Origin of the sequence: Rhodococcus sp. EPR-134 (assembly GCF_001647205.1) — a bacterium.
Classification (GTDB): Bacteria; Actinomycetota; Actinomycetes; order Mycobacteriales; family Mycobacteriaceae; genus Rhodococcus_F; species Rhodococcus_F qingshengii.
Map to the genome: position 1 here is coordinate 1 of NZ_LVCT01000399.1, position 12177 is coordinate 12177.

Annotated in this window: 13 protein-coding genes; 9 read left to right on the forward strand and 4 right to left on the reverse strand. The window is 64.2% G+C overall.

Features of this window, described 5'->3' with window-relative positions; translation table 11 throughout:
• The coding region (locus A2J01_RS18245) for an AMP-dependent synthetase/ligase (protein WP_156519307.1) at nucleotides 1–1140 on the reverse strand (1140 nt) is incomplete at its 3' end.
• Between the two features lie 159 nt (nucleotides 1141–1299).
• Between A2J01_RS18245 and A2J01_RS18250 the strand changes: the two genes are divergently transcribed.
• The 8 genes from A2J01_RS18250 to A2J01_RS18285 all read left to right on the forward strand — a co-directional run bounded on the left by A2J01_RS18250 (nucleotide 1300) and on the right by A2J01_RS18285 (nucleotide 7930).
• Complete coding sequence (locus A2J01_RS18250; protein WP_003941776.1) at nucleotides 1300–1686, forward strand: hypothetical protein; 387 nt, start codon at nucleotides 1300–1302, stop codon at nucleotides 1684–1686.
• Between the two features lie 63 nt (nucleotides 1687–1749).
• Nucleotides 1750–2187, forward strand: coding sequence for an SRPBCC family protein (locus tag A2J01_RS18255; RefSeq protein ID WP_003941701.1), 438 nt, complete (start codon nucleotides 1750–1752; stop codon nucleotides 2185–2187).
• A complete protein-coding gene (locus A2J01_RS18260; RefSeq protein WP_064113266.1) occupies nucleotides 2188–3438 on the forward strand; it encodes an ArsA family ATPase in 1251 nt (416 codons plus the stop codon). It abuts the gene before it with no gap.
• Nucleotides 3435–3830, forward strand: coding sequence for a hypothetical protein (locus A2J01_RS18265; protein ID WP_007730069.1), 396 nt, complete (start codon nucleotides 3435–3437; stop codon nucleotides 3828–3830). The genes A2J01_RS18260 and A2J01_RS18265 overlap by 4 nt, the downstream gene beginning before the upstream one ends.
• 124 nt (nucleotides 3831–3954) lie before the next feature.
• Nucleotides 3955–4995: an ROK family protein gene (locus A2J01_RS18270; RefSeq protein ID WP_020969875.1), complete on the forward strand. Its 1041-nt coding sequence runs from the start codon at nucleotides 3955–3957 to the stop codon at nucleotides 4993–4995.
• Between the two features lie 94 nt (nucleotides 4996–5089).
• Entirely contained in the window at nucleotides 5090–5896 is an 807-nt protein-coding gene (locus A2J01_RS18275) for a lysophospholipid acyltransferase family protein (protein ID WP_003941692.1), read from the forward strand.
• Between the two features lie 66 nt (nucleotides 5897–5962).
• Nucleotides 5963–6454, forward strand: coding sequence for a polyadenylate-specific 3'-exoribonuclease AS (locus A2J01_RS18280; RefSeq protein ID WP_003941683.1), 492 nt, complete (start codon nucleotides 5963–5965; stop codon nucleotides 6452–6454).
• Nucleotides 6455–6544: 90 nt separating this feature from the next.
• On the forward strand, nucleotides 6545–7930 hold the full coding sequence (locus A2J01_RS18285) for a class II 3-deoxy-7-phosphoheptulonate synthase (RefSeq protein ID WP_007730070.1): 1386 nt from the start codon (nucleotides 6545–6547) through the stop codon (nucleotides 7928–7930).
• Nucleotides 7931–8013: 83 nt separating this feature from the next.
• On the opposite strand, the gene A2J01_RS18290 is transcribed toward A2J01_RS18285, so the two are convergent.
• Together A2J01_RS18290 and pknB are read right to left on the reverse strand one after the other, a co-directional pair.
• The gene (locus tag A2J01_RS18290; RefSeq protein WP_003941706.1) at nucleotides 8014–8442 is read right to left on the reverse strand and encodes a protein-tyrosine phosphatase family protein; all 429 of its coding nucleotides are present in this window, start codon (nucleotides 8440–8442) and stop codon (nucleotides 8014–8016) included.
• A 27-nt stretch (nucleotides 8443–8469) separates the two neighbouring features.
• Entirely contained in the window at nucleotides 8470–10533 is a 2064-nt protein-coding gene (gene pknB, locus A2J01_RS18295; protein WP_082900899.1) for a Stk1 family PASTA domain-containing Ser/Thr kinase, read from the reverse strand.
• 303 nt (nucleotides 10534–10836) lie between these two features.
• Between pknB and A2J01_RS18300 the strand changes: the two genes are divergently transcribed.
• Complete coding sequence (locus tag A2J01_RS18300; RefSeq protein ID WP_003941747.1) at nucleotides 10837–11205, forward strand: Rv2175c family DNA-binding protein; 369 nt, start codon at nucleotides 10837–10839, stop codon at nucleotides 11203–11205.
• Here the strand turns inward: A2J01_RS18300 and A2J01_RS18305 are convergent.
• Entirely contained in the window at nucleotides 11174–12169 is a 996-nt protein-coding gene (locus A2J01_RS18305) for a phytoene/squalene synthase family protein (RefSeq protein WP_064113268.1), read from the reverse strand. The two genes, A2J01_RS18300 and A2J01_RS18305, sit on opposite strands and share 32 nt — an antisense overlap.
• Between the last annotated feature and the right edge of the window lie 8 nt (nucleotides 12170–12177).

A 12177-nucleotide genomic window follows, 5' to 3' on the forward strand; every position in this document is an offset into this window, starting at 1 on the left:
TCCGTAGCCCTCGTAGATCGTGACACCGATACCGCGGAAGAAGTGGCCGAGTCGAGCGCCCAGAGGTGCACCACCGGAAATGGCCAGCTGGCACTGCCCGCCGAGCGCTGCGCGCAGCTTCGAGTACACGAGCTTGTCGAAGAGAGCGTGCTTGGCCTTGAGAACGATGCCGGCGCCGCCCTTGTCCTGCGCCTCGCTCCACGCGACGGCGGTGTCTGCGGCCGCGTCGAAGATCTTTCCCTTGCCGTCGCCGTGCGCCTTGGCGCGTGCGCTGTTGTAGACCTTCTCGAACACGCGCGGCACCGAGAGGATGAAGTCGGGCTTGAACTCGCCGAACGTCGGAACGAGGTTCGGGATGTCGCTCGTGTGCCCCAGCGCTGCACCGGCATCGAACGACGCGATGCTGACTGCGCGAGCGAGAACGTGCGCGAGCGGCAAGAACATCAGAGTGCGAACGCCAGGAGTCTTGAGCAGCGTGCCGAGGTTGGAGTCGAGGATGCCCTTCGACTCGGCAATCAGGTTGGAGTGCGTCAGCTGGCAGCCCTTGGGTCGGCCCGTGGTGCCCGACGTGTAGATCAGGGTCGCGGGATCGGATGCCTTCAGTGCCGCGACGCGGGCGTGGACGTCCTCGTCGGAGATGTCGGCGCCCAGTGCGGTCAATTCCTCGACAACACCTTTACCGCCTGCCGCGGCATCGATCTGGTACACCGTGCGCAGCGCGGGGGCGGCTGCAGCGACGTCCTTCACGGTCGCGGCATGTGCGTCGTTCTCGACGATGAGGTCGATTGCTTCGGAGTCCTCGAGAATCCAGCGAACCTGCTCGGCTGCGGAGGTTTCGTAGATCGGAACCGTCACGCCGCCGGCCGCCCAGATGGCGTAGTCGACGAGCGGCCATTCGAAGCGAGTCGCCGACATGAGGCCGACGCGATCGCCCTGCTCGACTCCGATCGCGATCAGGCCCTTGGCGACGGCAGTCACCTGAGCGGCGAAATCGCCTGCAGTGACATCGACCCATGCATTTCCGACTTTGCGCTTGTAGACAACCGCCGCCGGCTTCGTCTTCGCGAAGGCGAAGACCGAGTCGACCGCGGAGGCATCCTCGGGAATGGTGAACGTCTGGGGTGCGCTGAACTCAGGCACGAAATACCTCCGACACTGCGAAATACTGACGAGTAGGGTTTTCGTCTCCTACTGTAGTCGCATGTCCGACGCAGTTGTGGCCAGGCTTACAGTCTGTCCGGTATGTAGTGTTGCGACACCCCTCGACGCTTCGCGGACGCGATATGTGAAGCTACTTCGGTGAGCAGCATTCAGGTCGCAGACCAGACTTTCATCGCCGCCCCGCCCGAGCGGGTCGCCGAACTGTTGTCCTCGCGCGCGCAGTGGCGTCGCTGGTTCAGTGATCTCGAGCTCGAAGTCCGGGAAGATCGCGGTCCCGCAGGATTCCGTTGGGGAGTGTCCGGTCAGCTGGTCGGCACCATGGAGGTGTGGCTCGAACCGGTCATGGACGGGACGATCGCGCACTACTTCCTGCACTGTGAGCCGGTCGGCGTATCGCCGTCCGATCTGGCGACCCTCGACCTCGCCGGGATGAACCGCAAGCGTCGGGTCGATGGCAAGGTCATGTCGTTCCAGCTCAAGCGCGAACTCGAAGCGGGACGTGCCGCCGGAGTAGCACCGGACTGATAATCGAAGCACTGCACGTTGTGCAGGTTCTGGACTTTTGACGAAGGAAGGTAGCGCAGTCGTATGGCCGAGAAGACCAAGGGGTTGATCAGCATCGACGCTCCTGCCGACGCCGTGATGGACGTCATCGCCGATTTCGAGCGGTACCCCGAGTGGGTGGCCGCGGCGAAGTCCGTCGAGGTGACGGCGCCGGGACAGGGCGGCCGCGCGGACCGAGTACGTTTCGTCCTCGACGCGGGGATGGTGAAGGACACCTACGAACTGCAGTATTCGTGGGCACCGGACGGTATGGCGGTGAGTTGGGAGCTGATCTCGGGCGAGATTCAGAAGTCCCAATTCGGTTCGTACACACTCGAGCCCGGCCCGAACGGCACCACGTCGGTCACCTACGAGTTGACGGTCGACCTGACGATTCCGATGATCGGACTGTTCAAGCGCAAGGCCGAGAAGATCATCACCGACACAGCTCTGAAGGAACTGAAGAAGCGAGTCGAGGGCTGAGTGCCGGAGCAACGATCGCGCGTCCAACTGTTCGTCGGTAAAGGCGGAGTAGGCACGACGACGCTTGCCGCAGCGACTGCTGTGTCGGCTGCGACCGATGGGGCGAGAGTGCTGCTCGTGTCGATCGATCAGGCAGGTTCTCTTGCAGACGTCCTGGGCGTGCCGAATCCGCGAACGACCACATCTCTCACCGAGCGTCTCGACGTCCGGCAACTCGACACGTCAGCGCTCCTCGAGGACAAGTTCCGAGGATTGTCGGGGTTGATCGACGCTGCAGGAACTTTCGGAGCGGGAGATCACGAACACGGTTCGTCGTTCGAGGGCTTGGAACCGGAAGAGTTGACGGGATCCCTGGGCATCCAAGACATGCTCGGGCTCGCCGAGATCGTCGACCTCTCGGACAGCGGCGACTACGACCTCGTGATCGTGGACTGTCCGGCCGCAGCCGAAGCGCTGCGGCTACTCGGCTCGCCGTCGATGGTGTCGGAGTATCTCGAGCGATTGTGGCCGCGGCACAGGCGGATGGTCGCTGTGACAGGTACGGACATGCGGCTGCTCCTGTTCGTGTCCGTCGTCGAACGCGTGCTCGCGTCGGTGGATCGGATCGCGGTTCACCTCTCGGATCGGGAGAACACCGGCGTGCGTGTGGTGACGTCGGCCGACGGCGTGTCGGTCGCGGCGACTCGTCGGACGTTGTCCGGGCTGGCTCTGGCCGGGTTGCGAGTTGACGGGATTGTGGTCAACAACCTTGTCCCGCAGTTCAACTCGTCCGCAGGGAAGAGTGTCGACGATTCACCGGCGGCGCAGTGGCTCGCGTCGATCCGGGCGGCTCAGGCACTCGTCGTGGACGAACTGCGTGGATCAACCGATGGAATGTCCGTCACAACGGTCGAACGCGCTTGCGCCGAACCGGTAGGGTTGGCCGCTCTGGGCGAGATCGCGGCCACGTTCGAGGGTGGAGCGGGCACGGATTCGGGCACCGTCGGTACCGCGGACAACATCGTGGTGTCGTTGGAGTCCGGGACCGGAGTCGATTCGGTGTACGTGATGCGGATGTACCTTCCGCTCGTGGATCCGTCGTCGTTGTCGTTGGGCCGGGTGGAGGACGATGTGCTGGTGGGAGCAGACGGCGTACGACGCAGAGTTCGTTTGGCGTCGGTGCTGCGTCGTTGTGTCGTGAACGGGGCGGAGTTGGACGGCAGTTACCTGATCATCCGGTTCAGCCCGGATCCCGCGGTGTGGCCGGTATGAGCGAAGAGCACGAGCGCCTCGTCGCGGAGTTTCGCGCGCTGGCGGAAACCGTTCTGACGCGCCTGGAACCGGTGCTGCAGAAGGCCGCAGCAGCGACGGCAGACGTTGCGAGTGACTCGGCGTCCACGGACACGCAGCCGGTGTTCACCGGCTGCAGCTGGTGCCCGGTGTGCGCCCTCGCCGCACTGGTTCGCGGTGAGCACCACGAACTGTTGGCATTCCTCGCGGGTCAAGCAGCAGCATTCCTTGCGTTGCTTCGTGAGATTCTCGACGAGTTTCTCGGGGGGCCGTCAGGCCCCGATCGTGGACCCGAAGGCGGTCCGACGACGCCAGGTGCGGAGCGAACTCGCACGGCGGCATTTGTCCCGATCAACGTGACGGTCAAGGACTGACTCAGTACCCCGGGTAGAGCGAACGGCCCGAGATGAGCACAATCGACACAATGGTCACCGACGCACGAGGCACCGATTCAGGGTGCGCACTCCAGCGGACGCCGCTCGCGCGGGAATCGTCGCGATGAGCGCGCGCCGCTTGAAAGCGGTCTCCGACTCCACCATGGACGACATCTTGACGGTCGGCATCGACGTCGGCGGGACGAGTATCAGGGCCTCCGTCGTGGACGTCGACGGACAAGTGCTCGAGATGATTCAAGCCCCGACCCCGCAGTCGGCCAGGGCACTCGAAGACGGTCTCGATCGCGTCGTGCGCGAATTGGTCACCAGGCACGAGGTATCGGCCGTGGGATTGGCGGTCGCCGGCTTCATCACCTCCGATCGAAGCTCGGTTCGGTTCGCTCCGCACTTGCCGTGGGTGGACGCGCCGGTCGGAAGTGACTTGAGCAAGCGGCTCGGCTTGCCGGTCGTTCTCGAACACGACGCCAATGCGGCGGCGTTCGCGGAGCACCGATTCGGCGCGGCCGCAGGTGGCCGCAATGTCGTGATGGTGGCAATCGGGACCGGAATCGGTGGAGCGCTGCTGATCAACGGTGAGCTGTACCGGGGGAGTCACGGCGTCGCTCCCGAACTGGGCCACATCCAGGTCGTTCCGGGCGGGCGTCAGTGCGCGTGTGGCAAACGTGGGTGTTGGGAGCGCTATTGCAGCGGAACGGCGCTCGTCGACACGGCAATCGAACTGCTTGCCGCCGACCCGGCCGCGTCGACGGTCCTGGCGCGTGAGGTAGCGGTGGATCCTGGTTCGCTCACCGGTCGCCGGATCGCCAACGCCGCGCAGGACGGTGACCCACTCGCGCTGGCAACGATCGCCGAGTTCACCCGTTGGCTGGCCGTGGGTCTGGCCATGGTCGGTGACGTCTACGATCCCGATCTGGTCGTGATCGCCGGCGGCGTCGCGAGTTCTGCCCCACTGTTTCTCGACGACGCCCGCGAGCAATACGCGACATTGTTGACCGGGGCGAAGCACCGCCCACTGGCCCGCATCCGTTCCGCTCAGCTGGGCGAAGCTGCGGGCATGGTCGGCGCCGCCGCATTGGCCCGATCGGTAGTGCCTCAGGATCTTGGTGGGGTCGACGGCGCTGGAACCACGTCTGCCGGACTGTGATCGGGTCGATCCTGCAGGGGCGTGTGTAGCGGGGGTTACCGGTCGGCAGTAAGGTCGTACTCAGCGAAATTCAGCTGTGAATGGGAGGGACGCCGTGTGGTATTGGCTCTTCAAGTATGTGTTGCTGGGGCCGATTCTCTGGCTGCTCGGGCGTCCGACGGTCAAGGGTCACGAGAACATTCCGACTGACGGGGCGGCCATTCTGGCCAGCAATCACCAGGCGGTTCTGGACTCGTTCTACCTTCCGCTTCGCGTCAACCGCCGCATCACGTTCCTTGCCAAGAGTGAGTACTTCACCGGTTCCGGTCTGAAGGGCGCTTTCCAGAAGTGGTTCTTCACCGCGGTCGGTCAGGTCCCCATCGACCGAACCGGTGCAGACGCGGCGCAGGATGCACTCAACGCCGGTCTCAAGGTCCTCGGTTCGGGCAGCCTGCTGGGTATCTACCCCGAGGGGACGCGCTCGCCTGACGGTCGCCTCTACAAAGGCAAGACCGGAATGGCGCGCCTCGCACTTGAATCGGGCGTCAAGGTGATCCCGGTAGCGATGGTCGGCACCGACAAGATGAATCCGATCGGCTCACGGATGTGGCGTCCCGCCAAGGTCACCGTGATTGTCGGCGAACCCATCGATTTCTCCCGCTTCGAAGGCATGGGCGGAAACCGCTTCGTCGAGCGCGCTGTGACCGACGAGGTGATGTACAAGTTGATGAAACTCTCCGGCCAGGAGTACGTGGACATCTACGCGGCAAGCCTCAAGAACCAGGCGCCCACGAAACCCGAAGCTGCCGTCGACGTTCCGGCGGAAGGCGGCGAGTCGGTTGTCGATCTCGTGGCCTCGGCCGAGTCGAAGGAATCCGCGAAGTCCGACAAGGATTCGCTCCCGGACGCACAAGCCAGCTAGAGATTTCCCACACCGGCCGCACGCGCATTGGCTCCAGAGCCTGCGCGTGCGGCATAGTTTTCGGACGTGCGCTACTTCTACGACTGTGAATTCATCGAAGACGGTCGAACCATCGATCTCGTGTCCATCGGCGTTGTCTGTGAGGACGGCCGAGAGTATTACGCTGTCTCGACGGAGTTCGATCCCGCCCGTGCCGGTAGTTGGGTGCGCAAGAACGTGCTGCCGAAGTTGCCGCAGCCTTCGTCGCCGCTGTGGAAATCACGCGAGAAGATCCGCGACGATCTTCTGAAATTCTTCGTTCCGCGGCCGATGGTGGTTCCGGAGCTCTGGGCGTGGGTCGCCGCCTACGACCACGTCGCGCTGTGCCAGTTGTGGGGCGACATGACGGAACTACCGCAGTCGATGCCGCGGTACACCCGCGAACTCCGACAGTTCTGGGAAGACAACGGCAGTCCTGCCCTCCCGTCGGCGCCCGCCGACGCACACGACGCACTTGCCGACGCCAGGCACAACCTCGTGAAGTTCGACGCCATTTCGGCTGCACGGTCACTTCGCTGACCCAGGTTTCGGTGCGCGGGAAGTGTTCCGATTGGGCTGCGATCGAGAGCCTGTGTGACGCGCCGACGAGCGAGCGAATATCCTGTAGAGGTGAACTGGACTGTCGACGTGCCGATCGACCGCTTGCCCGAACTCCCGCCGCTGCCTGCCGGACTGCGTAAGCAGCTCGACGAGGCGCTCGCGAAGCCCGCTGCTCAGCAGCCCTCGTGGCCCGCTGACCAGGCGGCCGCCATGCGGACTGTGCTCGAGAGCGTGCCTCCCATCACGGTGGCCAGCGAAGTCGAGGCGCTGCAAGAGCGTCTCGCGCAGGTCGCGCGTGGTGAGGCATTTCTGCTCCAGGGCGGTGACTGCGCCGAGACCTTCGCGGACAACACCGAGCCGCACATCAAGGGAAACATCCGCACGTTGCTGCAGATGGCCGTCGTGCTCACCTACGGTTCCTCGATGCCGGTCGTCAAGGTCGCTCGCATCGCCGGCCAGTACGCCAAACCGCGCTCGGCCGACATCGACTCGTTGGGTCTGAAGTCCTACCGCGGCGACATGATCAACTCGCTCGTCGCCGACGAGGCAGTCCGCGCCCACGATCCTTCGCGACTGGTGCGTGCATACGCCAACGCCAGCGCCGCGATGAACCTGGTTCGCGCACTCACCGGCGCCGGCATGGCCGACCTGCACAAGGTGCACGATTGGAACCGCGAATTCGTCGCAGCGTCTCCCGCGGGAGCACGCTACGAGCAACTGGCAGCCGAGATCGACCGCGGCCTGCAGTTCATGAACGCGTGTGGCGTCACCGATCCGAGCCTGCACCAGGCACAGATCTTTGCCAGCCACGAGGCCCTGGTTCTCGACTACGAGCGCGCGATGCTGCGTCTCGACAACGACAGCGATCACCCCAAGCTCTACGACCTGTCGGCTCACTTCCTCTGGATCGGTGACCGCACTCGTCAGCTCGACGGCGCGCACATCGCCTTCGCCGAGTTGGTGTCCAACCCGATCGGCCTCAAGATCGGCCCGAGCACGACGCCGGAAATGGCGGTGGAATACGTCGAGCGTCTCGACCCCACCAACAAGCCAGGTCGTCTGACTCTGATCTCGCGCATGGGCAACGGCAAGGTCCGCGACCTGCTGCCGGCGATCATCGAGAAGGTCCAAGCCACCGGTCACCAGGTCATCTGGCAGTGCGATCCGATGCACGGCAACACCCACGAAGCCTCCACCGGGTACAAGACGCGCCACTTCGACCGCATCGTCGACGAGGTCCAGGGATTCTTCGAGGTCCACAACGGTCTCGGCACACATCCGGGTGGCATCCACGTCGAGCTGACCGGTGAGAACGTCACCGAGTGCCTCGGCGGCGCGCAGGACATCTCCGACCTCGATCTCGGCGGTCGCTACGAGACGGCGTGCGACCCCCGATTGAACACCCAACAGTCGTTGGAGCTCGCGTTCCTCGTGGCCGAGATGCTGCGAGGCTGAAACCCTGCTTCGCCGAAGCTGATTCGCGCCGGCATAGATTTCCGGCAAACGCCCTCACCCGCTCGCGCAGGTGGGGGCGTTCGCTATTGCGTGAATCGTGTGACGAATCGGCGCTGCCAGGGCATTTCGACGGCGCGAGGTGAGTAACGTGCGCGAACGTACGCGGTGGCGTCCTTACTGGGCACTCCGTCCATGACGGCAAGAGCGGCCAACGCTGTTCCGGTGCGGCCGTATCCACCACCGCACGCGATCTCGACTCTTTCGGTTTCCGAGCGCACCCACACTTCGTGCAGGGCCCTGCGCAGCGCATCGGGATCGCTCGGCAACCAGAAATCTCGCCAGCGGACCCACTCCGACTCCCACTCGGTGTCGGGAGGTTCTTTACCGGTCAGATAGACGCCGAAGGTGGGGAGAGGTCCCGAAGGAAGTGGATTGCGGAGTCCTCGACCCCGAATCGATCTCCCCGACGGCAAGTCGAGTATCCCAATGCTCTCGGGTTCCCACGTGGCCATGAATTCAGATTAGGCCGAAGCGGACTGTCAGGGAATTGCGACGACGCTGATGACGGTGCCCTTGGCAACGAGGTCGTTCTTGACGCTCTGGCTGATGATGACCGAGCTGTCGTTCTGGGTGAGCTGACGCACGGTGATCTCGAGGCCGAGGCGGCCGAGTTCTTCGCGTGCTGAAGAGACGGAGCGGCCGATCAGCGAGGGAACCTTGACGGAGTCGGAGATGAGCAGAACCACGGAGGTGCCGGCGTTGACGGAGGACCCGACTGCGGGATCGGTGCCGATCACGCCTCCGCCCTCGACGGCGTCGTCGAACGTTGTTCTGGTGGTGCTGACTGAGATGCCTACCTTGTCGAGGGCGGCGCGCGCAGCGTTCTCGGACATGCCCTTCACATCGGGAATGTCCACGGGCGGTGACCCTTTGGATGTGATGACCTTGACCGAGGAGCCCACGGCAACTTCGGTTCCCGGTGCCGGGTCGAGCGCGGCCACGCCGCCGATCGGGATCTTGGAGCTGAATGTGTCCCCGCCGTCGACCGCGACGAGAGTGCGGTCGGCGAGTTGTGCGCCCAGGGCCGAGACGTCGCCGCCGGCCGGAATGGGCGGGACAGTCGGACGCCCGAGCGAAGTCAGTAACGCCACGGTCGAGCCTTTGGTGACCCTCGAGCCGGAGGCCGGGTCTGTCCCGATCACCGTGTCGATGGGTTGGGCGTCGGAGTACTGACCCTGGACGTCGGGGGAGAGCCCGGCGTCCTGCAGAGCGGTGACCGCAGTGTCCTTGGCCAGCCCGTCGATCGAGGGAACAGCTGTATAGCGGCCCGAGCCCATCCACCATCCGCCGAAGCCCAACGTGAGCGCGAGGACCGCGATGACGAGCAGCCAGATCAGGGTGGCTCGTCGCGATTTGCGTCGTGCCTCGACAAAATGAGCATGCGGATCGTCGTGCCCCGGGTGGTCGTCGCCGAAATCGGAACCGTCGTCGAAATCCGAGTCGCCGTCGACCGTCGCCGGACGAGCAGTTTGCGCGGTGACCGCGCGAGTGTGCTGGATACCGCCAGGGGGAGGAGAGCCCGTGCCGAGCGCCGTGGTGGCTGCCACAGCCGGGGCCACGCCGGACGCCAATACCGTCGTGGCAGCAGGGTTCGGGCGCGCAGCAGAGTTCGGGTGTACCTCCGTGGGAGGCGCAGGCGCCGGTTGTGGCCGGGCCGGGGCAACTTGCGCGCTCTGGTGCTGGGCGCTTCGACGCGGAGCGGGAACGCGGTATGACGGAAGTTCCAGTTGCTCGCTCACACTGCGAAGTGCAGCTGCCATCTCACCGGCGTCGGCGAAACGATGTGCGGGCTCGCGGTGAGTGGCTTCGGCGACCAGACGATCGAACTGCGCCGGTACACCGGGGATACGTGAACCTGGGCGCGGGACATCGTCGTGGATGCGTTGGTAGGCGATGGAGAGTGACGTATCGCCGGTGAACGGTGTTGTACCGGTGAGAAGTTCGAACATCAACACACCGGTCGAGTAGACGTCGCTTCGAGTGTCGGCAATTCCTGACGTCACCTGTTCCGGCGACAGATAGGCCGCGGTGCCGAGGATCACGCTGTTGGAGGTGGTGGTTGCTGCCGCAGCTGCACGCACCAATCCGAAGTCGGCGATCTTCACTTCGCCGGTGTCCGAGATCAAGATGTTCTCGGGTTTGACGTCACGGTGAACCAGTCCCGCTCGATGCGCCACCGCCAACGCGTCCAGGACAGGTGCCACGACTGCAGCGACTGCGTGTGGCGGCATCGGTCCGCGCTCACGAAGGAGTTCACGCAAGGTGCCACCGTCGACGAGTTCCATCACGAGGAACACGTGATTGCGATCGCTGCCTTGGTCGTAGACGGCCACAAGGGCCGGATGCTTGAGTCGGGCCACGGCCCGGGCCTCGAACTCGAAACGAGTCAGGAACGCTGGATCGCCGGCGAATTGCGGGTCCATCACCTTGATCGCGACAGGTCGATCCAACCGTGTATCGAGGCCTCGATACACGGTCGACATACCGCCGCGCGCGATCGGTGCGTCCACTCGATAGCGGCGCTCGAGCATTTCGCCGATCAACCCTCGACCTCCGTAATGACTGTTCCTCCGTGCTTGCGATCTGTCTGCTTGCGGTCTAGGTGGTAGCTGTCGGCATGTGGGTGGTTGTTTACCGCGTACTGGCTCCCGCAGTGAGGGCACCCATTTACATCCACCGCGAAATCCCGGTTACTGATACGCCGCATCCCGTCCATCGTAGCCAGCGATACCGACGCGGAAGTCTCGAGAACGTCACAGAGCGCTGTGACCTGAGCGGAGCGGCAGTTTCGAGCACTGCACCGGGCGGTACACAGCGGGCTCGCCGGACCGGATAAACTTCTCGCGGTGAGCGCGATTCCTTATTGTGATGATGTCCTGGATTCTTCGGTTTCCCTGTTCCAGCTGGTGGATGTGGCGAAGAACGTCGGGTTGCCGGTGAGCAAGGTTCACCAGTTGCTTCGCGATCACAAGATCATCGCAGTCAAGCGGCATGGCGTTCTCGGTGTCCCCGAAGTGTTCTTCGGCGAGGACGGCCAGATCGTCAAGTGGCTGCCCGGTCTGCTGGCGGTGCTGCACGACGGCGGCTACACCGATGTCGAAATCCTCCGCTGGTTGTTCCTGGCCGACGATTCCCTGCCGGGGCGCCCGGTGGACGCACTGCATGGTGATCTCGCGCGTGAGGTCATCCGCCGCGCACAGGCCATGGCTTTCTGAGCTGCCGGCCTTCTGACAACTCACCGCATGCGGTTTTTCGCGCGTAGGTTGCCGACCGGACCAGACCCGGCGCAGCGACTCGAAGTCGCGTGCGTCCTGGAACGGACACACGTCGATGCAGTATCCGGAAGTCGGCGCGCTCGACCTGGTCGAGAATTGCTCCGTACAACACGAAAGCCGTGCGGATCGACGGCTGGACCCGCCGATCGAGCATCGGGATGCCAGATTCGGCAGACCGATACCGCCCCCGCGTCACGGCAATGAAGTGTGCCAGCGCGCGCTTGACCCGAACGTCCACCGTTCCGGTTCTGCGCCCGTGCTCGAGCATCTCGATGTCGACCCCGAATGCGGCGAACTCGCCCGCCGGTAGATACAGACGTCCCCGGTCGAGGTCTTCACCGACGTCGCGGATGAAGTTGGTCAGCTGAAACGCCTCACCGAGATTCGACGCGGGCACTACCGCTTCCTGCTGCGGAACGCTCACTCCGAGAATCGGGAGCATCTGCAAACCGATGACGACGGCAGAGCCGTACATGTACTCGCTGAGTTCGTCCATCGTGTTGTAAACGGGTCGAAACTTCGCCGTGTCGGGGGCGTCCATCCGCATGGACTCGAAGAAGGCGTCGAAATATGCGCGCGGGATGTCGAACGTCTTCACAGCATCCGCGAAGGCCGGGAGTACGCGTGTCAGGTCGAGGGGAACCGTCGACGGGAAGCCACCTGTCGCAGTGGGGTTGTCGAGTGCGTTGACGGCTGCACGTTCGACGTCGGCGAGCACCGTGCCTCGTTCATGCGGACCCGAGGGTTCGTCCACGATGTCGTCGACGACGCGAGCAAATGCGTAGAGCGCATGAACTGCGCGGCGTCGAGGTACGGGCAACAACCGGGTGGCCAGAAAGTACGTTCGGCCGTGTTCCCTCGTCACGTCCTCGCAGAATTCATAGGACGCAGGCAGTGCGTTCATGACACGCG

What these genes read in the sequence shown, in the direction of transcription:
- A2J01_RS18265 (WP_007730069.1), top strand. Translation starts at nt 3,435, where the DNA reads ATGAGCGAAGAGCACGAGCGCCTCGTCGCGGAGTTTCGCGCGCTGGCG.
- A2J01_RS18290 (WP_003941706.1), bottom strand. Translation starts at nt 8,442, where the DNA reads ATGGCCACGTGGGAACCCGAGAGCATTGGGATACTCGACTTGCCGTCG.
- A2J01_RS18305 (WP_064113268.1), bottom strand. Translation starts at nt 12,169, where the DNA reads ATGAACGCACTGCCTGCGTCCTATGAATTCTGCGAGGACGTGACGAGG.
- A2J01_RS18270 (WP_020969875.1), top strand. Translation starts at nt 3,955, where the DNA reads ATGAGCGCGCGCCGCTTGAAAGCGGTCTCCGACTCCACCATGGACGAC.
- A2J01_RS18255 (WP_003941701.1), top strand. Translation starts at nt 1,750, where the DNA reads ATGGCCGAGAAGACCAAGGGGTTGATCAGCATCGACGCTCCTGCCGAC.